We start from the raw sequence: 23,853 nt of genomic DNA, 5'->3' as shown, positions 1-23,853 counted from the left end.
TAGAAAAAAGCCCCCAACTAAAAAATAGGGGACGAAAGCGAACAAACAATCACACTTCAGACTTCAGACTTCAGACTTCAAGCCTTTGAACGTGCGGACCTGATCGAATGGTACGCTTTGCTCGCACCGCTTCCTTGTGCCTCTCCTACCCTACCTCTTGCTTCTTAACGGAACACGCCTTTTCGCTACTGTCCGTTCGCTTATGCTGAACCTCTTCAAAGCGCTGACTTACCCTGGCCAGCGCGAACGCCACGATAACGGAAAAAATCACAATGCCATAAAATCCAGCCCCGATCCCAATTCCAATCCCGCCAGCAAAAAATATCATTGCTGCAGAAGTCAGTCCTTTTACCTGCAAGCCGTCCTTGAGAATCACACCCGCTCCCAGAAATCCAAGCCCTGTGACGATCTGTGCAGCCAGACGCATCGGGTCCATCATCGTTCCGCTATTAGGCGAGCTGTACATTTTTGTACTGTAGATGGAAACAAGCGTAATTAACGTGCAAGCGACAGAGACATACATATATGTCTTTAGCCCGGCAGGTTTGTTTTTGTGTGAACGGTCCCACCCGATAAACATGCCAAGAACTGCGCTAATCACCACTCTCAAATACATCTCCAGATTCATGATGACATGCTGCTCGTAAAATACATGCAGAGATTCCATGCGATCCACCCTCTTTTAGCGATAGAGAAATAATATGTGCTGATGTGTGAAATAGACCTATTGTATAGGGTGAAGCTACACTCCTCCAAAGGTCCGAAACAGGACAATCCCAAACTGTTTGGATGCTCGTTCGGTGCTTTATTTCCGACCACCCCTTTTATAAGTTTAAATATTCATAATTTTATATCTATTATAGCATCCTTCTTAATGTTTATGTTGTCTTTAATTTGATATTCGTTTATTTAATTGCTTGTTTATGTGTTTTTTATTGTTAATAAAACATAAAGAAGGATAAACAAATTAAATACACAAAAAACACCAAATAAAAACAACATAAAAACAACATCCTATGATATACTTTTTATCAGACAGACCCAATATTCAGAAAACTAAGGTACCAATTACAGGAGGAATTCGCATGAAAGTTCTTTGTCTGGGCGGCGCAGGCCGAATTTGCCGGGAGTCTATTCTTGATTTGGTCCAGTACTCTAGCTTTGAAAAAATTACCGTAGCTGACTTCAATGAGGAAGAAGGTAGAAAAATTGTCGAATCGCTTAATGATCCACGTGTTGACTTCGTACAAATCAATGTGCGTGATCATGCTGACACCGTCAAAAAAATGCGCGGCTACGACATCGTCATGGATGGAACGACCATTACTCTCAATGGGCTATCAACTGCCTGCATAGCAGAAGCAGGCTGCCATGGAATTAATCTGAACGGTTTTGGAGCGGAAGAAGCCTCAGACGAGATCTTCAAGAAAAACGGCAAGACCTGCGTGCCTGGCTTTGGCATGACGCCTGGTGTCACCCAAATGATGGCGATGCATGCTGCGGGCCAACTGGATACGGTCAAATCGGTTCGCGTCAGCCACGGCGCTTTCCGTCCCATTGCTTTTTCCCGTTCCATCACCGAGACAACGACGTATGAATACGACCCCCTCCTGCCTGGTCGTGTCGTCTTTGAAAATGGTGAGTTTATACAAGTTCCTCCGTTTGCTCGGCCACGTGAAATTCAACTGCCCCAGCCTTATGGAAAAACCATTCAATACATCATCCCTCATGCGGAGACAAAAACATTGGCAACCGCACTCGCACATAAAAATGTCCAGCTGATCGAGGTACGCGGTACCTGGCCTGCGAAAAACATGCAGCTGGTTCGCGCCCTCTATGACTGGGGCTTCATGCGCAATGACAAGATCACCGTCAATGACAAAGAAATCGGCATACTCGATTGTATCAGTGAATTCTTGTTCCACTCTACGGAAGGTCAAGAAACAGAGCTGTACGGTTATTCCCTGCATGTAGAAGTCATCGGAACAAAGGAAGGACGCCGTGTCCAGCACGTCCTCTATCATACTCATCCTGCGTCTGATGGATCAGTAGAAGGCTGGGAGAAGCTGCGGGCATATACACGCAATGTCGGGATTCCGATGGCTGTTGCAACGGAGATGATTGCCAAAGGCATGGTGAAAAAGACGGGTGTCCTCATTCCTGAGGAGGCGTTTGAACCAGCAGAAGTATTTGCAGAGCTGGAAAAGCGGGGTATTTATATGCATGAGGAGATCACTCAGCTAGATGCGGAGAGTGAATCGGTAGAGGCTGCTCGATAGTCGGCATGAAGCCAACCGTCCATTACTGGCTAAGTATATCCCGCTGGCTGTTCCATCATGAGTTCCAAGTCGTGTTGGTGAACCCTCATCTCGTAAAAAAGAACAAAGAAAACCGAGTTAATACACGTTCCAAAAGCGATAGGAAAGATGCACTGGTTATCGCTGACATGGTCAAGAACGGCTACTACTCCCACATTCATTCCACATCGGAAGCGTTCGAGGAATTACGGGTTCTCTTATCTAACCGTGATGCAATCGTTAAACGAATGGTAAGTGCCATTAACCAGCTGCACCGCTGGGTCGATCTTGTTTTCCCTGAACTGAAAACATTGCCGTTGTCACAAGCAGCGTAAGCTTTGATTCACCGATAACACATGTGTTGGCTTATTCGCAGGATTTCAAAGAAAGCACGGAGTACCGAGTGAACTTAAACATAGGGCCCAGACCCGTTGAGACATGGGAGTGAAATCCAGCGAATAAGCGCGTACTCGTGAGAATATTATTTCCCATTCAATTGATAGATTAGTTGCACAACGCCAGAGGAGAACGTTCTTGTATTAACCATTTTTAAATTCAACCTCTGTTTTATATCAATAAACAACGGTTTTCCTTCTCCCAAAATAACAGGGTGAACAGATAATCTAAATTCATCAACAAGCCCTAAATTGATAAAAGTTGTAATAAGACTTGCACCACCATATAGCCAGATGTCTTTACCAGGCTTATTCTTTAATTTATTTACTTCTTCAAGAATATTATCATTTATGAATATTGCTTTATTATCAGTCCCTTTTTGTGTCCTGGAAAACACATATCTTTCTTTACTATGAACTAATCCCCAAATTTCTTTTTCGGTATCAGTATGTTCAATTTCTGGAGTAAATTGTCCCCATAAATCATAACTTTTTCTTCCATATAAAATAGTATCAATTTGATTTAAGAAATTAATAAACCCCATCTCAGAGTCCATAATGCACCAATCAACTTCCCCAGTTTTCCCTTCAATAAAACCATCTAAAGTAACTGCTAAATCTAAAATGATTCTTCGTTTCATGATTTGTTACTCCTTTCGTTGATCTACCACCCATTTTAGACCTTTAAATATGTCAATTTGTGTCATATTCATAACAGAAAGGATTACAACTATTCTGCCCTTTAATTCAGTAATTGCTGCTCGGCAAGTACTAGAAGAAGCGGCGATAAAGTTCACGCCGTCGCTCTCCGCGGAGCTGAGCGTATATTTATTTTTGAAGTCGATCTACCAGTTAGGAAGGCTTTCTAAATTGGCAAACGTGTGATGTATTTTATAACCAAGCCTTTTTTAAGAGCTTCACACCAAGCTGGATTTCATCACATGATAAATTACTGAAACCAAGTTTAATAATTGGTTTATCGGTTTTGTTTTTTATGAAGAAGAGGGAAGTAGGATAGACTTTAACCCCCTGAATGGACGCTTGCTCTATGAGCCATTCTTCTGAACGCTCCAAGTGTACTTTGACTAATAAGTACAAACCAGACTGCTCGCCAATTATTGATATATTTCGCTTGAAATGATTCCTTAATTCAAAAACCAAGTGCTGCATTTTTCGTTTATAAACAAGGCGCATTCGTTTAATATGGCGATTCCATTCCCCTTCTTCCATAAATTTCGCCATTCCGAATTGGCTAAGTAGTGAAGTGGTGCTCTCGAAATGTGTGAATTGATTTTTATAACAGTTGATAAGTGGCTGTGGCAACACCATATAACATAAACGAATTCCTGGAAGAAAGCACTTTGAGAAATTTCCGAGATAAATCACTCTCGTTGAATCTATGGAAGCGAGAGCGGGAAATGGTTGTTGGGTATAGCGAAATTCACTATCATAATCGTCTTCGATAATATATCCTTGCATCTTGTTTGCCCATTGGATAAGTGCATGCCTTTGTTGAATGGGCATGCTTACCCCGTATGGACTGTGATGGGACGGCGCCACATAAATTAATCTTGATTTCATATGTTCTAAGTGTGAAAAATCAGCACCTGTCTCATAAACGGGCAGTGTTTCAAGCGTAAAACCATTTAATTGAAAAGCTTCCCTAGCGCCATCATAACCAGGATCCTCCACAATCATGCTAGAAAAATCATGTTTCAGGACATGACCGAGATACACAAGCATTTGCCCAGTACTGCTTCCGATAATGATGGCATTTGGATCTGTTCTCACCCCACGAGACTGGAGTATATACGCTGCGATTTGTTCGCGCAGGCACAATTCGCCAAAAGGTTCCCCGTATCGAAAGCTGTCCTTTACCGTTAATACTTGATTCGAGATCCTCCTCCACGTTTTTAATGGGAACTGCGATTGATCGACGACGTCTGCGCGGAAATCAATGCGAACAGGTGGTACCAGCTCTGTTTGCTTGTGATTAGAAGAGCTGCGAGCCTCTTGAAATAAAAGGGGCTCTAACTCATTTACAAAATAACCTTTTCGCCCTTCGCCGCGAATATACCCTTCAGCAACCAGCTGTTCATAAGCCATTAATGTTGTATTACGGCTTACATGTAAGGAATCTGCAAGTTGACGAATGGAGGGCAATGGCTCATCCGCCTTTATGTCGCCATGTTCAATCAATAATTTGAATTGCTCGTAGATTTGTTTGTATTTGGGGGAAGTATCTGTAAAAGCAAAAATGGTGTTTATCACTTTTATCTCCCTGACATGTGAATTTTTTCAGTATTGTACCTTTTTAAATGTCAGTTTGAATTATATCATACCGAGTAAAGGATATCTGTTGGATGTCAAAAATAGGATTGAGGAGAGGTCAAATGTATATTCCAGAACATTTTACGATGAAAGACGCAGCTGCTGCCTACGATGTCATACAGGAGAACAGTTTTGCAACATTGTTTTCCATTCATAAAGGAATGCCCTTCGCTACACATTTACCTCTGATGTTGAATAAGGAGAAAACCTATTTGTACGGTCATTTTGCCCGTCCAAATCCGCAGTGGAAGGATATTCAAAATCAGACAGTGTTAACCGTTTTCCATGGTCCTCATTGTTATATCTCTCCCTCTTGGTATGAGACCAATAAAGCAGTACCAACCTGGAATTATGTGACCGTTCATGTTTACGGGGAAGTTGAGCTAATCCGGGATGAGCACGAGTTAATGAGTTCCTTGAATGATTTGGTATTGAAGTATGAAGCCCCTGACAGCTCTTACAGATTGCAGAATGTAGATGCTGAATATCTCGGTGGTATGAACAAAGGCGTTCAAGGATTCAAAATCAAGATCGATAGGATTGAAGGGAAAGCAAAGGTAAGTCAAAACCATTCCTTACACAGACAAGAGCTCGTTATAAAACAGTTGGAACAGATTCCCTTTCCAAACGAGCAACAAATTGCCTCCTTGATGAAAGCGAACCTGAAAAATAAAGCGTAATTTTGCTTTCATCAATCATCATGTGCAAAAATACAACAAGGAGTTGAGCTTTATGGAGTTCTCCACTATTTGGCTATTTGTAATTGCTGCTGCTACATTGTTAATCATACCTGGTCCAGCGGTGTTCTATATTATGGCAAGAAGTATAGATCAAGGGAAGAAAGCGGGCCTGGTATCCGTTCTTGGTGTATCTCTTGGCGGCTCTGTTCACGTCTTGGCTGGAGCCATTGGGGTTTCTGCGATCCTTATGACCTCAATAGCAGCCTTTACTATCGTTAAATACTTGGGTGCTGCTTATCTTATTTATCTGGGGTGCAAGACTTTATTTTCTAAATCTGATAGTACGACTTCAGAAATTCCAACAGCCCCTCGCAAAAAATTACTAAAGATTTTTTACGAATCAGCGCTCGTAGAAGTAATGAATCCTAAGACAGCACTCTTTTTTTTAGCCTTCTTTCCACAATTCATATCACCTACTGCTGGATCAGTCACTGTACAATTTTTGCTTTTAGGAACTATATTTATTATCCTAGCTTTTATTAGCGATGGTCTGTACGCAGTTCTCGCAGCAAGTATTAGAAAGCGGATTGTGGGTAGGAAAACCAGTTCAAAGTTTGTGAATCGAATAACTGGTTATTTATATATTGTTCTAGGGGTATTCTCCGCCTTTGCGAGCCCCTCCAAAACATAAGATTGTTAAGATGAAATGGAGAGATATGTTATGCCTAGATTTATCATTGAAGATGATTTTTGGTCGTTATTCCCTCATGCAAAAATAGGCACCGTTATTTTCCAGGGAATTGATAATTCAATAAGGGACGTTGAAATCTACGAGAAGCTGCTGCAGGAGGCAGAGAAAGAAGCACATAAATTCTTAAGTTTGGAGGAATTCAGTAGTAATCCGGTCATATTCGTTTGGCGAGAAGCTTTTCAGAAATTCAAGACAAAGAAAGGGGCAAGGTGTTCCATTGAAGCTTTATTAAAAAGAGTGAAAAATGGCAATCATATTGGAACAATAAACCCGCTTGTTGACATCTATAATTCCATTTCATTGCGTTATGGGCTTCCGTGTGGTGGAGAAGATATCGACACTTTTGTAGGCGATATTCGGCTGACGCAGGCAAATGGTAACGAACCGTTTATCCCATTGGGAAGTGATGAAAATACTTTGCCATATGAAGGAGAAATCGTTTATAAAGATGATGACGGTGCAATATGCAGATGCTGGAATTGGCGTGAAGCTCAGAGGACGATGCTAACAGAAAATACGAAAAATGCATTCCTCTGTATTGAATTAATAGATGAAACAAGAAGCGATGAGTTTCATATGGCGCTTAAAGAATTGTCTGATTTAGTGTCACATCATCTTGGTGGTATTGTGAAGATTGAAGTGTTAGATAGTAATAATAGGGAAATGACAATCTTTGGTTAAGGTCAAATTGCATTTAAAAATGATGCTCTTTGAGGCGATATGGACTTGCCCGCACCATATTATAGGAGTAATGCTCCCCGGCTGAATTAGAATAAGTTGCGTAGAACCGAATCTCACATGGAGTTATAGAAAAAGGGAGTTTTTGAAAAGAACTGCCCAATAGCTTAACGAGGCTGCTTGGATCATCTCCAGCAGCCTCTGATGCTTTTCCTAGACTATCGACCCTTCTACTGGCTGTGAATCAATCTCAAAAAATTCCGCATCAGTAGTTTCATCGGATCTTCTTAATAGTTCCCCGTCCCTGGAGTCTACCTTAAACAAAAACTCGAACATCTGGTACTGATCATAAAATTTATTCTCTACTACTGGCTTTCCAGTATATATAGCTATTAATGTAGCGCTAACTATAAGGTTGTCAATGGTGTTTGCGTGTCACCTTCAAAGCAAAAGATCTCGTTATCTTGGTCGTATACGGCTTCACAAGCCTCGTATGTCTCCCAGATCCCATCGACCTCCATATCATGCTCGAGCAAATCCCCTTCGTAAATCTCCCTACCGTCCTTGTCACGGAGGCCGGTGAATTTGCCCAACCGTTTCTGGTGGCAGGAACCCCCGCCTCCTCCATCGCTTTGCGCGACTCGATCTTGCTTCCCTTCCGGGCGATCACTTCGGGTGATGGACCGATGAAGACGATTCCAGCCTCTTCGGATTTTCGGGCAAAGCCTGCATGCTGATCCCCAGCTTACGGCATGTGCGAATGATGCGAACGGCGATCAGGATCCAAAAAACATCACGATATTGCTCTTTGCCGCATGACCTCTCGCTTTGACGGAAAAAACCATTTGTCTGCGCCTGTCAAATGGACTACGATATATCTGACCTAGTCCGAAATGCGATTCGATACCTTAGGGGGAACATGTATGGAATTACGCCATCTTAGAACCTTTCATGCCGTTGCCGAACACCTCAATTTGACAAAAGCAGCCGATGCGCTTCGCTATAGCCAGCCGACGATCAGCTTGCAAATTCAAGCATTGGAAAAGGAAATTGGCCATACACTCCTAAGCAGGGTCGGAAAGCGAACGTTTCTGACGCCTGTCGGCAAATTGCTGCAAAAGCATACGGAAAAAATTTTTCAGAGCGTCGAGGAACTGGAGCGGGACTTAAAAAGAATGAAAAAACCGTTTGGAACGTTGAGCATTTCCGCACCGGAATTTTATTGTAGCCACTATTTATCTCGGCTGCTTGGCGTCTATCTGAAGCTCCACCCCGAGGTCCAGATGAAGATGCTTTGCTACAAAAGTAAAGAAACCATCCAGCTCATCGATTCAAATCAAGCGAATATCGGGATTATCGCGGGAACAAGCAATCGTCCGGGAATCGAGGAAATCTTGATCGATCAGGAAGATCTCGCGATTGTCGCACATCCGGAATTGGCCAAAGAACGCAGCATCGCCCGCCTCTTTGTCGAGAATCCCTTTTTTATAACCTATGATCAAGATAGCGTCGTCAAGCATTGCCTGGATGAAATGAGCTGCAAGCCGGCGTCGACAATCGAATGCGGCAGCGAGGAAGCCTTGAAGCGTGCGGTCATGATAAAAGCGGGCATTGGCCTCATCAGCGAGAGCCTCATCCAAAAAGAGGTACGTGAAGGAAGTCTTGCTGTCCTGCGGCGCTTTCCCGAACGATTACCCACCTACCTGATTTACCTGAAGGATGAACGGGACTTCAGTACCGTTAGCAGTTTTATTGACGTTGTGCTGCATGAATGGCATAAGCTTCGCGCTTAATTTCGATTCATCGCAAGCGAAATCCGGCTTTTGACGGCCGTTGTTTCGCTCTTTTTCATCCATTAATTTTTAAATGGTTAGCATTGAACCTCTTCATTTTTCATTCTCGCAAATTTGAACTATGATAAATCAACAGGAAAATCAGCCAGAGGCTGCTCATCATCGACGAAGGAGGTTCATTTACTTTGATCAAACTTAATGAAAAATTGCTAGAATCTTATGACCGTTCATTCGATCGCGCTGGCGTTTCAGGTGAAAGACTGGCCCTCCGCCTTTCTACCATATCCGAAATCGGCAGAACGGAGAGTGGCGGTTCCTGCCGGATCGGTTATTCCCGCGAGGAACGTGCAGCAAAAAAGCTTGTAGGCACATGGATGGCGGAAGCCGGGCTTGCCGTACGCGAAGATGAGGCAGGCAATATCATCGGTCGCCTAGTTGGTGAGGAGGATCATTTGCCCGCCATTCTGTCAGGCTCCCACGTGGACAGCGTGCCGAACGGCGGGCATTTCGACGGCGTGCTGGGCGTCCTGACCGCGCTTGAAGTGGTCGAAGCGTGGAAAGAAACAAACTACCGGCCGAAGCATCCATTTGAAGTCATTATCTTCTCGGATGAAGAAGGCGCCCGCTTTAACGACGGGCTTACCGGCAGCCTCGCTATGGTGGGGGAAATAGATATGGAACAGCAGCTTTGCCTGCAGGATATCCATGGCGACAGCTTTGCGCACGTGATTAAGGATTACGGGCTTCGCGTTGATCATTTTTTGCGGGCGAAACGTGACTTTGCCCAGTGCAAAGCGTTCATTGAGGTTCATATCGAACAGGGGAAACGCTTGGAAAAACAATATCTCCCTGTCGGGGTGGTAACAGGGATCGCCGGACTCTATTTGCTCAAAATCACATTTGACGGGATCGCAGGGCATGCCGGAAATACGCCGATGGCCGATCGCTATGACCCTCTCGTGGCCGCGGGCCAATTTGTATATGAGCTGAAATCATTACCCAAAAAGGTCAGCTCTTCAGCGGTGGCGACGGTCGGCAAGCTGGAAGTCTCTCCAAACGGGATCAACGTGATTCCGCAAAAGGTTGAGCTGTATGTGGACGTTCGCGATATTTATGAGGAGACACTGGCGCAGCTGGTGGAGCTGATCAGCCAAAAAGTCGAGGCTATCGCCAATGAGCACCGGGTGACGGTTCAGATTGACAAAAAATCGCTCGCCAAGCCCGCCCCCATCTGTCAAGAAATGCAGGAAAAGCTGGCAAAAATCGTGGAAGGGCAGGGGATCGCGCCGATGTTTTTGCCAAGCGGAGCCGGGCATGATGCGATGATTCTGGCGCGCCATACAAAAATCGGCATGCTGTTCGTGAGGAGCCGGGAGGGCATCAGCCATAATCCGCGCGAATGGTCTTCTTTGAATGATTGCGTGCAAGCTGTTCATGTTTTGAAGGAGTTCGTCGAATCGATGCAGGAGGAGTGAGCGGGGAAGCCCGCTCTTATTCAACAAACATATCAAAACCGTTGATTATTCTTAAGGGAACGCTTGTTAATTTCAACACGTTTAAATTGGGTCTTATATTGTAAGAACTGTTCTTAAACTAACGTACCCGTTAGCTTAATCTTCAATAGTTATTTGATTTTTTCAGCCAATTCTAAAATAATTCCTTCTGGCCCACGAACATAACATAACTTATAACTTTCTTCATATTGCTGTATCTCACTAAAGATTTCCGTGCCCTTCTTTTTCAATTTGGCAACAATAGCTTCAATATCTTCAACAGCAAATGCAATATGTCGGATACCCAGCGTATTTGCAAAGGGTTTCTGAATATCTTGTTCATCTGACGGCGTATAAAATTTGACTAGCTCTATCCATGCCTGACCGTCTGGCGTTCGCAATCCTACACATGCTGTTTTAACGTTAGTAAGCCCAACTACCTGACCCAACCACTCTCCTTCCATTTCCCATTCCCCTTGCACTTCAAGTCCCAAATCGAGAAAAAACGCTTTAGCTGCTGAAAGATCATTTACGTTTACACTCACATGATCTATTCGATGGATCTTCATATCCCATACCTCCTAGACCTAAAATTAACACACATGTATTCTAAAGATTTCTTCTCGATTGTTAATAGATTTTCCTCTTTATCCAACAAACTGGGGCGTTTGTTGGAAGACTAGAAGCATCCGTTCAATTCGGTTTTAATCTGTTTAGCGCTCAATTATCCTGCCCGTTAGCTAAATGCCGAATCGTCAGTCTAATACTGTATTTTCTCAATCTAATACTTTATTTTCTTTGAACAGTTGAAGAAGGGATTAAGCCCGGTCACGCCGCATACGCGACCGGCTTAACCCTTCGGCGTTCCCAATCAAAGAGATGTACTCGTACTGGTTGGTTACTTACGTAAGCATGACTATGCAGTGCAACTAACTTGATTCTTTGGCAACGCCGGGTACTTCTTCTGGAATACTGTCGGCTTGGTTAGACTGTGTCTCTCCGATTGGTCGTACATGCCGAAGCCGCGTAACGACAAGGACGATAATAGCGAGCATGATAGCGCCGCTGGTTGCCGCAACGGTGTGCATCCCGCCGGTAAAGGCTTCGCGTGCACCGGTAAGCAGTGCCTTACCCAATTGTTCGGAGAGGCCTTCCGCTATAGCCGTGGCACCGGCCAAGCTGTCGCGGGAAGCTTGTATCGCGGACGCCGGCAAGTCGGCGGGAATAAAGTTCGCCACCTGGTTGCGGTAAACGATCGTACCGATGCTGCCCAAGACTGCAATGCCCAGCGCAAAGGCGAATTCGCCGCTGGTTTGCAGCATGGAGGCAGCTGATCCCGCCTTCTCCGGCGGGGCTGAGCCAATGACAAGGTCGCTTGACAGGCTCGGGAGCGGGGCTGCACCTATATTGAAGAAGATGTACCCGAGCACCAGAAACGTGAGACCTGACTCACCCCCCACCTGAGTCAGCAGAAAACAGCCCGCGGTTGATACCAAGAGACCCGTTCCGATGAGTCGCGCCGGTCGGATCCGGCGTGCGATAAGCGGCGAGAGAAGCATACCGGCCATCGAGGCAATTACCCCTGGGAGCATATACAACGCTGCCTGAAGCGGCGACATTCCTTGCACGAATTGGAGATGCTGCGCGATGAAGAGCATGGTCGCTCCTGTCAGTGTAATACCGAACATGCCCCCCAGTGCAGCACTGAATCCGGGACTAGCGAACAAGCGCAGGTCCAGCAGGGGACTCGTCAGCCTGCGCTGCCGCGTCACGAACACCGTGCCGAGGACGATGCCTGCCAGTATTAACAATGCAGGCACCATCTGCAGACCGTACTTGGCAATTTCCTTGAGGCCGTATATGACCGGCAGGATGGCGCCCAGCGATAACGCGACACTGATCAAATCCAGCCGACCGGATTCGGGGTGCCGGTATTCGGGCAGCAACATAGGTCCGGTTAATAGTAGAAGCAACATGACCGGCACGCCCAGAAGGAACACCGAGCCCCACCAGAAGTGGTCCAACAGGATACCTCCAACCACCGGTCCGAGGGCCATGCCGCCCATGGAGCACGTTAACCATATGCCGATGGCGAGGGAGCGCTGCTTGTGGGCACGGAACATGTTGCTTATCAAAGCAAGAGTAGAAGGCGATACAGTCGCACCGGCTATGCCGAGTATTGCGCGGGATGCAATTAGCATCTCAGCACTTTGGGAGAATGCAGCCATTATCGAGGCCATGACGAATGTGGCCCCGCCGATCAACAGCAGTTTGCGGCGCCCGATCCGATCACCCAGCGTCCCCATAGTGATCAAGAACCCGGCGAGCATAAAGCCGTAGATGTCGATGATCCACAACTGCTGGGCGCTGTCGGCGCCGAGGTCGGCGCCAATGTGCGGCAGTGCGAGAATCATTACGGAGAGATCGATCGAGACAAGAAGGGCGGGAAGGGCAAGCACCGCGAGCCCGACCCATTCACGCATGCCGGCCTGTATCTCAGTCCCGTTCATAGCGTTCGTCATCGGTCTTCAAAAAATCGCCCAGTTTGTCCAAAATATATTTCGTCCCGTGCTCGCGCTGTTCCGGCGTATCATGACCATCAAAGAAGGCGCCTTGTTCAGTGTAGATAAGCTGTGTACCGCTGTCCGCCTGCCTAATTTCCACCGTCGTCACAGAGACCGATGTCCGTGTCTCTCCCATGTCCAGGGTGTAGGTATAAACGATGCGATTGTTCTGCACGATCTCTTGGTAGCAGGCGTCGAAAGTGTAGATCGCCCCTCCCGGCGGACCTCCGCGGTTGATCTCCCGCCCGCCGACCCGGAAGTCGAACTCGTCGGCTTTCGGAAACCATCGAGCTTTGGTCGACGCATCCGACCAAGCGGCGAATACCCGCTCAGGTGATGCGTTATAATTACGCTCGATCACAAAGGTAGAGTGTTTTACGGCTCGTTCGTTCATGGTTTATTTAATCCTCCCTTAGGTCTGCTCATCCGGATGCTCTTCGAGAAAATCATCAAGCCGGTCAGGTGTGAATCCCAGATCGCTTTCCGTTCGACGTAATATTTCTCATGATTCATCCTCATGGCGACCAATATTTTGATAAAATCTAGAATTGTAAAAGGTCCTTTACTCTGCATAAGGCTTGGTAAATGATCTAGTACCTGTTAAAGCTTCTATTGAACGCTTATAATTTCTTTTAAATGAGCAATCTGAAGGGAGACGATATCTAACAGGCTGAAATGATCGCCGACACCTTCTGATTTGACCTGATCCAGCGAATAGCCGAGCTCCTTCAATGATAGAATTTGCTGTTGGCGTGCAATATCGGATTCGGTATTAATCCTGTGTTTGGAATCAGTATGACCGGATGGCGAGAACAAACCGATCTGGTCGTAGTATCGCAATGTCCAACCGTGAATCCTGCTAATTTCGCAAGTTCTCCTACTTTCCACTCCCGTTTCATGATCATCCCCTTTTTTTCGCGCAAGGTTGAAAAAGAGGTATTGTTCTTTAGGGACCTGGGACCGAATGGCCCAATAACTGGATATGGTGTAAGCGTCAAACCTAGCATCGGTTCGTGGGCGATCAATTCTCTACGTTCCGAGAGTTATCAATAGAAAGTTGTGTGGTGTACGGTTCGCTTGCTCTTCATGCGGATCCTCCATTTAGCTATCGTTCGTCATGATGCTCAGCAAGAAAGTCACCTAGTCGATCTAAACTGCGTTCCGCTATCATCTGTCGCTCGTAGAAAAATTTGTCATGGCTCTTTTTCATCATAGCCAGTACTTTTGTAAAATCGTCTACGGTTAACGCTTCTTTCATGTGCATGAGTGACGACACATGTTCCAACTCTTCAAGAAGCTTTTGCTGAATCTTTATTTTTTCTTTTAATCGTTCAATTTGTATGGATACTATCTCAATAGGACTGCATTGATTCTGAGCCAAGAGCGATTTGATTTCTTCCAAAGCTAACCCCAATTCCTTCAAAGAGAGAATTTGGTGAAGACGCGAAATGTCGGATTCAGTGTACAATCTGTGTCCGGAATCTGTCTGCTCACTTGGTGAGAACAAGGCGATTTGATCATAAAATCGCAATGTTCGTATTGTTAGCCCTGTCAGCTTGGCAATTTCCCCTATCTTCCAATATTGTTTCATAATCAACCCCTTATTCAGCGCCTGCCATTTACCGGTACCTAGATTATAAAACATGACGTAACGTAACGTTCAAGAACATATTTCAAGTATTAGACTAACCCTAGCAACCTAAACAGCGGTAGCCATTGACGAGAAAACTACGTCCTAGATTGCCGCTGTTTTATTAAGCTAACTAAGCTAACTCGACTTCGTTAGTTGAGAAATCGCACGACACCAAATCCATTTCAACTTCAACTTCGCTCCGTCCACTCGGTCTGCCCCAGTGCTGGTTCCAACAATGATGTTTTGGCGAGCACAGAGCGATCGCTGTCCTTGACCTCATCGATGCCTATTGGTGAACATCCCTGTCGTCTCGCTCATTTGCTTTAATTCCTTTAGAGCTGTTTTCTGGCCGATAATACCTGCCTGGAACACGTTTATGATAGATGTGGTTTTTTTATCGACCAGCTCGGCTACCTCTGAATCATTCGGTGTCCTGATTGGGTCGAATGTGTAGTCAATATCATCTGGAATCGCACCAAACTCTGACATGCACATGATCGGAAGAAGCTTGTCGAGAATTGGTCCAAGGATAGATTCTTGCTGCTGCTGGACCACCTCGTAATAATTTTGTAGGTCGCTTTCTCCCGTTGCATTCATTCCCGCGGGCGACCGACCAAAGAGCCGTGTAACCGGAATTTGGCTTGCTCCTGCGATGTCGAGCATGAAGCTTTCGTAGATGTCATTTAGTCCAGCGAAGGAGTATGAATGTGTTTGGAACTCGTCATTCTTGCCAATCATGTTTAATCCCATATTACTCATCAACCAGTTTTGGGTCTGGATGGTTTTGTAGATATCGGATTGCATCCTCTCACCACCGATAGCAAGCATTTCCTCCAAATCCTCGCTTTTCATTACACGGAGATTTGCCAGAAAAATAAGCTGGGCAATGTTCCATGAAGTATTATCACGCTTCTTTAATTCGTCGAACACTGTCTCAACCTCAGAAGCGCCCCAATAGTTCTCTGCGATCTTCTCCCAATACGGAAGTTGCCGACCAGTAAAGCGGAGAATACGGCTGTGGTGAACAAGTGTTGTTTTTCCAGCATCCATGGTGACTTGATAGGACTCTGGCAGACCGAATTCCACATCATCAATATTGTTCACGAGTTCGGAGCTCGGGTACACACCAGACCAGCGATCCAGAATCATCAAGCCTTTAAACGATCCTGGCATAATCAGATCGAAGTCCAAGGGTTGATCCAGAATATCGTCGTGACCCTCGATCATGATCAGGCCCACAGCTCCGCCATATAAGCGGCCCCATTTGAGCCCTTCAAGAATCTTTGACTTAACCCGGCGCACCCGCCATAGCTTGTCGAGCTTTCTAATTTCGTCAGGCGGACGTTGTGTGGTAATCGTAATCCAGTTCCGCGTCATGTCCTCTGGAATCGCGTCGATAATCTTTGCTATGATCCAATGCTCTCGATAAAGAGTGTTCAACAGCTGATAGTCTCGAGACAGCCTGGTCATGGTATACTCTGTACCTTCCATGAGGTTAGGTGTTCCACTACCCAGGCGGGCGAGCACATTGGAAAAAGCATCCGTTGTCAATCCTGGAGGTACTTTTACAGGAGGCTTCTTCTGCACGGGAGGCTGCCTCGCATCTTTTGCAAATTTCTTTTTACGTCTGCTCACTTCCCATCCTCCTTTCCTAGCCTAGTAGTCGTCTAGCCTTAATGATCGTTTTTACGAAATACCGTATAGCATCCATACAGTGGTCCACTTGTTTTACTGGCTTTTCCTTGCCACTTTGACCCGCTTTCTCATCCCAAATATAACTGGATCTTTCTTTCAAGAAGTTCGGACAATTGTGACGATGCACTCGGAGTTTACGTTTTGCCATCATCGTAGAAACCATCCGTATGCCGTCCTCAACGCTGTTATCCGCATCTTTAACACGATATCCCCGATTCTTCAATGCAGCTTTAAAACTTGCTGCCGATGGGTCCAGAATCGAATGAAGCGGCGGATCATCCGAGCCAACAAACAAATCGAAGTCATCAGCGTACTGACTATCTTCTTTCTGTACGCCTTCTTTTCGACCATCATAATAATATTCATTGTAGAGCCAGCAAGTATTGCCATCGTCCCAGATGTCCAGGAATACCATGGGGTTACTTGTTCCGTAGTCTACGGAGATATATCGGCGTGCCCCCTGGTTATTATTTGGCGTGAAATCATCGTCGTCGAACGTGTTATCGTCATCGTCCCACATGTCGTAAATGATTCCTTCTGCCAGCACCCATAGTCCGAGAATGAACCTCTTGAAAAAGATGCCTCTGTACGTGCGCTTATACCGTTCCTTTGTCTTGGGTGAGAGGGACAGATTGTCATCCATCGTGAAGTGGATGTGAACTGCATTTTTATTCTCTAAATCGTCAAGCCACTCTACTTTAAACCAGTGATATGGTCCAGCAGGGTTACAGTTAAACCAGAACTTATGTCCATCAACAGAACAACGTGCTGTGGCTTGGCTTACAAACGACTGTGGCATTAGCGCCACCTCATCGAAGAACATACCGGCAAGAGTAATACCCTGAATCAAATCCTGAGAGCTTTCATCTTTTCCACCAAACAGATAGAAAAAGTTCGTTTTCCCTTTGTAAGTAATGGTCAGATAGTTTGCGGATTGGTGGTCCATGAATTTGTATCCGCGACCTTTGAGTATGCGTTTCAACGGCTGTAAGACGTTCCTGCGCAGTGCCCCAATTGTCTTACCAGCCATTCCAAGGTTTTCGCCATCGAATGTATCCATAGCCCAGGCCACGAAGGAAAATGACATTACGACTGTTTTACCGGCACGAACGGAACCATCACAAATAATGGCATCCCTATCCTTTACAGGAGAGCCGGGACGCCACCATGTCAGTACCTTCAATTGTTTTGTCGATAGAGGTTTCCACTTGAAAGAGGCGGACTTAACTTTTTTCATCTAATTCATCACCCTCTACCTCCTTGTCGAAAATGTATATCGTATGCATTTGCAGTTCACATAATATTTATTATCTGACGCAACCAGAAAGTAAAAAAGCGATATCAACGCGGTTCTTTTGAGGTGTGGATAACCAAGGTTTATACATCATTTATGCAAATCCAGTAACGGCGCAGTTTTCGACGAATAAAGCAAATTATTTCCTGACCATAGAATGCATAAATATTGCATAAAGGGTTACTCTTCTTCGTCCCATATTTCTTCCACCTTGCCATCCAGCGCCTCGATAAAACCGTCATCTTCTTGTTCATTAGGATCGTCCTCAAGACTCAGGCGGTGCTTCATTTCGACTGCTCTGAGCTTCTTGTCTGTGACACGCGTTAGGGCTTCTTGCAGGGTGAGGATGTCGTCGATTGCCCGATACTCAGTCTCTGCAATCTCCGTAGTTACCATCTCATCACGGGAGACAACGATCGTCTTGTTTTTTCCTGATTTGTCGTCATGAACCTGTACTGGGTCCTTCACTGTGATCCGTTCTTGTAAGACCCTCCGTTGCTTCTCAGTCAGACCACTCTCCAGCTTTGCTATCTTCAGCATGATTTCACGTTCTCGCCAAGCGAAGAGCGTTATGGATTGGTTTATCTGCTCCATCGGCTCAACGCTGACTCTCGCGATTACGTCATGCTGATCAGGGGTAAGAGCATCCATCCAAATCGACTGATGCTCTCCTGTCTTGACTGCGTTGACATTGCGCTTTGGGGCACCGCCGCCCGCACCGTGGAAGCGGCACACATCCCAGCCAGGCTTTGCCCAGTTTTTACACTGTTCGCCGCGCTGCTTGCTTCTCGCCTTACACCTTTGTTTCTCTGGGTTACGAGCCATCTACATGTACACCACCTCACCAATTCATGGGGTTGTTTTTGAAAAGGAAAATGCACCCTTTTAATTGGGTGCATTAAACTGTTCTTTTGAATTTTTCCTGTCTTGGATTTCGTCTGATACAATTTTCTGAAGTACCACATTCGTTTGGTTAGTATCAATAGAACAAAGTTTCCATATAGCTATGCCGCCTAACAACAACCAAGCGATAATAATAAACTCATCCCCTATTATCTCTACCATTTTATCCATTTCACTAAATAAATTATCGATTTTCTTACTATCTGCAGACTCTATATACATCTCTGCATATTTACTGTAAAGTCCGCCCAATACCGCTGTGGATAATATTCCAAACAATAGTGTGATAATAGTTATTGCTACCGTTGCCGAGATTGTTCCGATTTGAGTAATTAAATTACTATTGGTTGTATGGATTGTAATTAGTGTCTGAAGCTTCTCAAGGTCTCTATCTTGAATTCTCTGTGACCTTAAGAAATCTTTTGCATTGTCATATTGGTCGCCCGTGACTCCCATAAACATTAGTTCTTTTTTCAAATCTTTATAAATCTGATAAATATCCTTTCTAAATACACGCTGATTTTTTACCTGCGATAAAACAAGCAAAATAATCCCTAATAGAATTAATAAGAAATATTTAATCATTCTTTCCCCTCCAAGTAGATTATACGTGAATAGGGAATTATTTCTAGTTAATAATCATACTTCTGTAACTCGATATCAAGCTCTATCAGCTTCTTCAGGTCATCTACCGTCTTGATTTCAATATGACCAGACTGGAAGTCCTTAACCCATTTTGCTATGGCTGCTTTCACTACTCTCCTGTATTGATCCTTTGATTCGATTATGCCTTCCATTATTTCAATTTCGTGCTGAAGAAGCAGAGCATCGGAATTTGAAAGAGAACAATTGTTTGCATTTTTCATTGTGACACCCTCGGCTTTCCTGTAAAATGGAAAACGAGATAGCGAGTGATGGTGAAAACTGCGGCCGCAGCGTTTCGCTATCTCAGCCGGGGTGACCTGGTTGCTAAGGGGGGCGTTCGTGTGCCTCCCTTTTGTTGTTTTAAGCAGCGTCCTGCAACCTGCGTATTAGAACTGGCTCTTGGCCTGTTCCTTCGTAATATCTGCGCTTGATGACGTCACAGAACTTTGGGTCTAGCTCCATAGTTCTGCAGGTGCGTCCCATTTGTTCGCAAGTCATGAGCGTGGAGCCACTGCCACCAAAGAAATCAGCAACGGCGTTACCCTTCTGACTGCTGTTACTAATTAGGATAGACAGAAGCTCCAGAGGCTTTTGTGTGGGATGAACGTATTTATTTACGTCACCTCGTGACACTTCCCACGCAGTCTCAGGTTCATTTACATCTGTTTGTAGACCAGGACGCCAAACTGTCGTCTGCTTGCGATCCCCGTACCATGCGGGAGCTTGTCCCTTCAAATGAGCATAGAACACCGGTTCATGCTTGAATTTGTACTGAGCAAAACCGAATGTAGACGCATTTTTCACCCAGATGCACTGTCTTCTGACGACGATACCAGCTGCATTCATTTGGTTCTCGAATTCACGCTGATAGCCAGAAGGATGGAAAACATAAATAGCAGCCTGTTTTTCCATGATCGCTGCATAATTTCGGAATACAGCCTCCAGGAAATCCTCGAACTGCTCCATGGGCATGTCATCGTTCATTATGCTTTCCCGACCATCTGCAGCCAGCTCTGCTGAGTCGCTCTGAAAAGCTACATTATATGGGGGGTCCGTTACCACCAAATCAACCTTTGTGCCATCCATGAGTGCCTGCACATCGTCCAGGCTTGTAGAATCTCCACACATGAGAAGATGCCGCCCTAGCTGCCAGATATCCCCTTGCTTCGTCTCAGGCTCCTTAATCTCATTTAGCGCCTTCTGGATATCAAATTCATCCTCGACAACAGGCTCGTCTACCTCGATGTCTATGTATTCACTGAGCAAATCTGCGACTTCTTCATTGTCAAAACCGGAAAGAATGAGATCCAATTCGCTTTCTTGCAGTTCCGCAAACACCTGGGCGAGCCTTTCCTCATCCCATGACCCACTGATCTTGTTTAGAGCAATATTGAGTGCTTTCTCTTGGATATCATCAAGGTCCACAACAGAGACGTCTACCTCAGTCCGTCCTAACTCGTTAACGAGTATCTTAAATCCTTGATGTCCTCCGACGAGGTTTCCTGATTGTTCATTCCAGATGAGCAGCTGCACGTATCCAAACTCCATAATCGATCGTTTAAGTTTCTCGTATTCTGGATCACCAGGCTGCAAATCTACCTCGGATTATAAGGAGCAGGATTGATCTTCGAGATATGTAATTTCCGTATGTCCAAGCTGTTCAGCTCCTTTCGTGGCGATAAAGTAAGAATTAAGAATATTGCCAGACCAAAAACTGATGAAAGCCTTGCTGCTGTTGAGCTGGTGGCGCATTTTCGTGGTGTAACGAAACGACTACTATTCGAACAGGAAAGTATATGTTTTCTTTCACCGCAAAAAATGAGGTTGGCGCTTAGAGCCACAATGCTCTGCTGGCTGTTGCCTTCTGGCGACCCCCTAGTCCAAATTCGGGTCTTCTCCAGCCTCTGTGATCTCCTGTTTGAATAGCTGCAAGAGCCACGATTCTGCTGTTTTCCCGTTGAGGGAATATAGCGGATTGATTGCCAATGCTGCCCGGCCATCCAGATCAGTCCGGCGTAGGACGTGCAACTCAATGAATGTTTTCACGATCTTGCGAGCCGTTGGATAGGAGCAGCGAGCGATGCGGGCAAGGTCTTTGACTGTAAGCGGCGTTCCCTTGTGACCGCGCTCGTTGTCGCCCAGCAGGAGGTTGGTTCCCTCCATGGCATACGGCGCAATCTTCAACAAAAAACCAGCCTCAGCGAGCGACAGCTTCCGGAGCCGTCGTTTTGCCTTCTGGCTGGCTTTGATTTTCACGAATTTGACGCTGCGACCTGCTGGTCGAAATACCTTTACGATCTCGTCTGACCGGCGGAGCACTTCCTCGGTGTAGAATATTTCTCCGGTATCTGAGTCCACAAACTGTCGCACTACATCTCACCCACCTCCATGAAAAAGGAATGTCTAGCGGCGACAAAAAGACAACTAATCATTTATGTTACTGCTTTTTTATTTGAAGATCGGTCGATTGTCTTCCCTCATTTGTCCAACACATAAATCTCCTTTTACTTCTTACCTTTGATGGAAAGTTATCAAAATAAGTACTGTATGAATCGAGGAGTTTCCAATATTTCAACTTTGTTTCAAGATTATCTGTTTGAAGGATGGCTCTTCTTGATAAATGGACTACAGTTTCCCACTCATCTTTTTCAATCGGATGACCTTCTTTTTTTGCAAATTCCACAATCGACAGCATTCTACCGCAATAATCATCCTTGAATTTTAATTCTTCTATAAAGTCCACAAGTTCTTTTTCGGGCCAAAACCACTCTCTAAATTTATGGTATTTCTCAAATTTTTTGTGCAGATAAAATTCTAATGCTTTTCCGCCAGTCGTCCAGTGTACAATTGCTAATTTTTCCGGATTTCCTGTTTGCAACTCTTCTAGCCTTTTCTCTGGGGAATCCTAATTAGTTGAACCAATTTTAATTGGCCCCCCGATTTCGGCCTGAATAAAATAGACTTTTGACCAAATATCAATTGTGTCATTATTAAACAATATTATCCCTCTCCCGCGACCATTATCAGTTTGTAAAAATCATAACACCAAAATCAATTTCAAATAACCCCACTCTCTTCGGCAGGGGACTCCGCCACATGCCGTTCCTTGTGCCTGCTGCGATCACAGGTTAGGAGGCGGTACAACCGGTCTTGAACTGCACGTTTGAGTCAGGATCGGTGTGTTCGAATATGAGTGATACTGGACAAGGGGCGAGTGGCCGAAGCCGTAGGTCTCGCATTATCCCCTGTCCGGTATATCCCAACAGAGTAATGGCGATTTTCTAAAGCTCCGAGAGGGGTTCCAAAACTTGAAAACCGCAGCAATGCATACAACGAAAGAAACAGTTGCATGTTCCCTGCTACGATCATCGCAAGACTAGCGCGTTCAGACTCTAAATGTCCCCCTCTCGTAAGGTAACATTCTTCATCATCCATAGATTCGCTCAGATGCGCCATTGATAAGGGATAGACGGTATCTCCCAAGGGGTTGTGTCGCTTGCCCTTGACTCAAGATTACCGATCAAACGTTCGAAAAACGTCCTAGCTTTTATCCCTGATTTTGTCCTACTTTTTATCGGGTTTTTATCGGGGTTTTTGGCATAAAAAAGAGCACTCAGATAATACCGAGTGCCGTTGCAATCTGAAAAATCGCATCTTTCTTTTTTGGGTAGTATTGATCCTTAGTCATACCTAAGTCTAGGTATATGTTGATGTCCTTAACTCTTGATGTACTAAGATACTTTTCTTCAATGATCTGCCGCTCAACCTCATCCAATGAGTATTGCAGCGCACGTTCTATCTGCTGAGCCTTTAAGATGTTTTTAGTATCTGACGACTGCAATCGTGGAAACAGTTGATCGATCCCCTTCTCTTGCTGCTCTTTTCTATTTTGGGCAGCAACACGAAGGGCTTTATATGCTTTTAATTCTTTTGCTACCGCCTGCCGTACTGCTCTCTCATCTATCGGCGGAAACATTGACATTTGTTCTTGTGCGCTCATCTTCCGTTCCCCCTGTCCGGTTGCCCGTGGTATAATATGGTTGCCAAACACATATTCGGGCTCCCTGCACGGGGGCTTTTTTATTGTTTCCTAAACAGTATTAATTCTGTATCATCTCTCAGGTAGAGGGGATGCATTGGGTGACCTTCTTTAGTAGTACCTAAGCAATAAACATTTTCTTTTGATCGCAACATATCAGCGACTTCAATATTCCTTCCATGAAGCTTTCCTTCCACGCCCCATGCCGCAACGATGACTTGAGAGTTATCGATAACATTTAAAAGATGCTGATTATTTTCGTGCCCAACAGGATCAGTCACGCCTTTGAGTTCCTCAGGCTTTGTTGCCCGATATGCAAACAAATTAACAACCGTTATCTGGCCGTAACCCCATCTCTTTGCAAATTTAATGCATTTTTTTATGGTGCTATCGTCTTCTGTGTGGTCGGCAGTACTAGGATTTAGCATGATGAAAGAAATTCTCGGTTTATCAAAATTCCACTTACGCCACAATTCGTACCTATATTTCTTGGTTTTGTCTAAAATTGCCCCCTTCTCCATGGGTACCACTCCTTTATAGAGGATTTACCCATTATTTTTATGCGGACCTAGCCATTTATTGCCCTCTCTTCCTGGTCTTCACTCCCGAAATATTTTGTTAAGCAAAACGATAGTCCCCCGGCAATATGGTAAACTGGAAAT

Annotated in this window: 23 protein-coding genes and 3 pseudogenes; 7 read left to right on the top strand and 19 right to left on the bottom strand. The window is 45.1% G+C overall.

The annotated features are described in order from the left end of the window. Window positions 1–145: 145 nt before the first annotated feature. Entirely contained in the window at window positions 146–667 is a 522-nt protein-coding gene (locus ACIFQN_RS32125; RefSeq protein ID WP_429837122.1) for an MgtC/SapB family protein, read from the bottom strand. A gap of 418 nt (window positions 668–1,085) precedes the next feature. On the opposite strand from ACIFQN_RS32125, the gene ACIFQN_RS32120 reads away from it, so the two are divergent. Continuing rightward, a complete protein-coding gene (locus tag ACIFQN_RS32120; protein ID WP_429837121.1) occupies window positions 1,086–2,279 on the top strand; it encodes a saccharopine dehydrogenase family protein in 1,194 nt (397 codons plus the stop codon). Next, window positions 2,273–2,605: pseudogene (locus tag ACIFQN_RS32115) on the top strand (IS110 family transposase); the annotation flags it as partial. The gene ACIFQN_RS32120 and the pseudogene ACIFQN_RS32115, both read left to right, overlap by 7 nt. A 173-nt stretch (window positions 2,606–2,778) precedes the next feature. Here ACIFQN_RS32115 and ACIFQN_RS32110 read toward each other — a convergent pair. Beyond that, window positions 2,779–3,333: a dihydrofolate reductase family protein gene (locus ACIFQN_RS32110; protein WP_429837120.1), complete on the bottom strand. Its 555-nt coding sequence runs from the start codon at window positions 3,331–3,333 to the stop codon at window positions 2,779–2,781. A gap of 250 nt (window positions 3,334–3,583) precedes the next feature. Beyond that, the gene (locus tag ACIFQN_RS32105) at window positions 3,584–4,963 is read right to left on the bottom strand and encodes a PLP-dependent aminotransferase family protein (RefSeq protein WP_429837119.1); all 1,380 of its coding nucleotides are present in this window, start codon (window positions 4,961–4,963) and stop codon (window positions 3,584–3,586) included. A 122-nt stretch (window positions 4,964–5,085) separates the two neighbouring features. On the opposite strand from ACIFQN_RS32105, the gene ACIFQN_RS32100 reads away from it, so the two are divergent. Genes ACIFQN_RS32100 through ACIFQN_RS32090 form a run of 3 tightly spaced genes read left to right on the top strand, consistent with a single transcriptional unit; the run spans window position 5,086 to window position 7,135 of the window. Continuing rightward, a complete protein-coding gene (locus ACIFQN_RS32100; RefSeq protein WP_429837118.1) occupies window positions 5,086–5,703 on the top strand; it encodes an FMN-binding negative transcriptional regulator in 618 nt (205 codons plus the stop codon). Window positions 5,704–5,755: 52 nt separating this feature from the next. Next, the gene (locus tag ACIFQN_RS32095; protein ID WP_429837117.1) at window positions 5,756–6,394 is read left to right on the top strand and encodes a LysE family translocator; all 639 of its coding nucleotides are present in this window, start codon (window positions 5,756–5,758) and stop codon (window positions 6,392–6,394) included. 30 nt (window positions 6,395–6,424) lie between these two features. After that, window positions 6,425–7,135 (top strand): B3/B4 domain-containing protein, encoded by a 711-nt coding sequence (locus tag ACIFQN_RS32090; RefSeq protein WP_429837116.1) that lies wholly within the window; start codon window positions 6,425–6,427, stop codon window positions 7,133–7,135. A gap of 404 nt (window positions 7,136–7,539) precedes the next feature. Here the strand turns inward: ACIFQN_RS32090 and ACIFQN_RS32085 are convergent, their stop codons facing one another. Then, entirely contained in the window at window positions 7,540–7,725 is a 186-nt protein-coding gene (locus ACIFQN_RS32085; protein WP_429837115.1) for a YopX family protein, read from the bottom strand. Between the two features lie 330 nt (window positions 7,726–8,055). On the opposite strand from ACIFQN_RS32085, the gene ACIFQN_RS32080 reads away from it, so the two are divergent. Continuing rightward, window positions 8,056–8,925, top strand: coding sequence for a LysR family transcriptional regulator (locus ACIFQN_RS32080; protein ID WP_429837114.1), 870 nt, complete (start codon window positions 8,056–8,058; stop codon window positions 8,923–8,925). A 185-nt stretch (window positions 8,926–9,110) separates the two neighbouring features. Further along, the gene (locus ACIFQN_RS32075) at window positions 9,111–10,400 is read left to right on the top strand and encodes a Zn-dependent hydrolase (protein WP_429837113.1); all 1,290 of its coding nucleotides are present in this window, start codon (window positions 9,111–9,113) and stop codon (window positions 10,398–10,400) included. A gap of 149 nt (window positions 10,401–10,549) precedes the next feature. Here the strand turns inward: ACIFQN_RS32075 and ACIFQN_RS32070 are convergent, their stop codons facing one another. The 15 genes and pseudogenes from ACIFQN_RS32070 to ACIFQN_RS32000 form a co-directional block, all read right to left on the bottom strand. After that, window positions 10,550–10,987: a VOC family protein gene (locus ACIFQN_RS32070; RefSeq protein WP_429837112.1), complete on the bottom strand. Its 438-nt coding sequence runs from the start codon at window positions 10,985–10,987 to the stop codon at window positions 10,550–10,552. Window positions 10,988–11,347: 360 nt separating this feature from the next. Further along, window positions 11,348–12,832 carry an MFS transporter gene (locus ACIFQN_RS32065; protein ID WP_429837132.1) on the bottom strand — a complete coding sequence of 495 codons (1,485 nt, stop codon included), beginning with the start codon at window positions 12,830–12,832 and terminating at the stop codon, window positions 11,348–11,350. An 82-nt stretch (window positions 12,833–12,914) separates the two neighbouring features. Then, on the bottom strand, window positions 12,915–13,376 hold the full coding sequence (locus tag ACIFQN_RS32060; RefSeq protein WP_429837111.1) for an SRPBCC family protein: 462 nt from the start codon (window positions 13,374–13,376) through the stop codon (window positions 12,915–12,917). Window positions 13,377–13,591: 215 nt separating this feature from the next. Continuing rightward, window positions 13,592–13,822 (bottom strand): MerR family transcriptional regulator, encoded by a 231-nt coding sequence (locus tag ACIFQN_RS32055; RefSeq protein WP_429837110.1) that lies wholly within the window; start codon window positions 13,820–13,822, stop codon window positions 13,592–13,594. Between the two features lie 265 nt (window positions 13,823–14,087). After that, window positions 14,088–14,573 carry a MerR family transcriptional regulator gene (locus ACIFQN_RS32050; protein ID WP_429837109.1) on the bottom strand — a complete coding sequence of 162 codons (486 nt, stop codon included), beginning with the start codon at window positions 14,571–14,573 and terminating at the stop codon, window positions 14,088–14,090. A 318-nt stretch (window positions 14,574–14,891) separates the two neighbouring features. Continuing rightward, window positions 14,892–16,250: a DUF1073 domain-containing protein gene (locus ACIFQN_RS32045; protein WP_429837108.1), complete on the bottom strand. Its 1,359-nt coding sequence runs from the start codon at window positions 16,248–16,250 to the stop codon at window positions 14,892–14,894. A gap of 16 nt (window positions 16,251–16,266) precedes the next feature. Next, complete coding sequence (locus ACIFQN_RS32040; protein ID WP_429837107.1) at window positions 16,267–17,547, bottom strand: PBSX family phage terminase large subunit; 1,281 nt, start codon at window positions 17,545–17,547, stop codon at window positions 16,267–16,269. A gap of 237 nt (window positions 17,548–17,784) precedes the next feature. Further along, a complete protein-coding gene (locus tag ACIFQN_RS32035; RefSeq protein ID WP_429837106.1) occupies window positions 17,785–18,429 on the bottom strand; it encodes a hypothetical protein in 645 nt (214 codons plus the stop codon). A gap of 60 nt (window positions 18,430–18,489) precedes the next feature. Further along, window positions 18,490–19,092 (bottom strand): hypothetical protein, encoded by a 603-nt coding sequence (locus tag ACIFQN_RS32030; RefSeq protein ID WP_429837105.1) that lies wholly within the window; start codon window positions 19,090–19,092, stop codon window positions 18,490–18,492. A 47-nt stretch (window positions 19,093–19,139) separates the two neighbouring features. Continuing rightward, the gene (locus ACIFQN_RS32025; RefSeq protein WP_429837104.1) at window positions 19,140–19,373 is read right to left on the bottom strand and encodes a hypothetical protein; all 234 of its coding nucleotides are present in this window, start codon (window positions 19,371–19,373) and stop codon (window positions 19,140–19,142) included. Window positions 19,374–19,512: 139 nt separating this feature from the next. Beyond that, window positions 19,513–20,807: pseudogene (locus tag ACIFQN_RS32020) on the bottom strand (site-specific DNA-methyltransferase). A gap of 220 nt (window positions 20,808–21,027) precedes the next feature. Further along, window positions 21,028–21,522, bottom strand: coding sequence for a hypothetical protein (locus ACIFQN_RS32015; protein WP_429837103.1), 495 nt, complete (start codon window positions 21,520–21,522; stop codon window positions 21,028–21,030). A gap of 67 nt (window positions 21,523–21,589) precedes the next feature. Next, window positions 21,590–22,042, bottom strand: a pseudogene (locus ACIFQN_RS32010) (hypothetical protein); the annotation flags it as partial. A gap of 723 nt (window positions 22,043–22,765) precedes the next feature. After that, window positions 22,766–23,152 (bottom strand): ArpU family phage packaging/lysis transcriptional regulator, encoded by a 387-nt coding sequence (locus ACIFQN_RS32005; protein ID WP_429832052.1) that lies wholly within the window; start codon window positions 23,150–23,152, stop codon window positions 22,766–22,768. Between the two features lie 80 nt (window positions 23,153–23,232). Then, window positions 23,233–23,712 carry a DUF1643 domain-containing protein gene (locus ACIFQN_RS32000; protein ID WP_429837102.1) on the bottom strand — a complete coding sequence of 160 codons (480 nt, stop codon included), beginning with the start codon at window positions 23,710–23,712 and terminating at the stop codon, window positions 23,233–23,235. Window positions 23,713–23,853: the final 141 nt, after the last annotated feature.

The organism is Brevibacillus sp. NRS-1366 (assembly GCF_050467985.1).
This window is presented reverse-complemented; position numbering and strand designations above follow the sequence as displayed.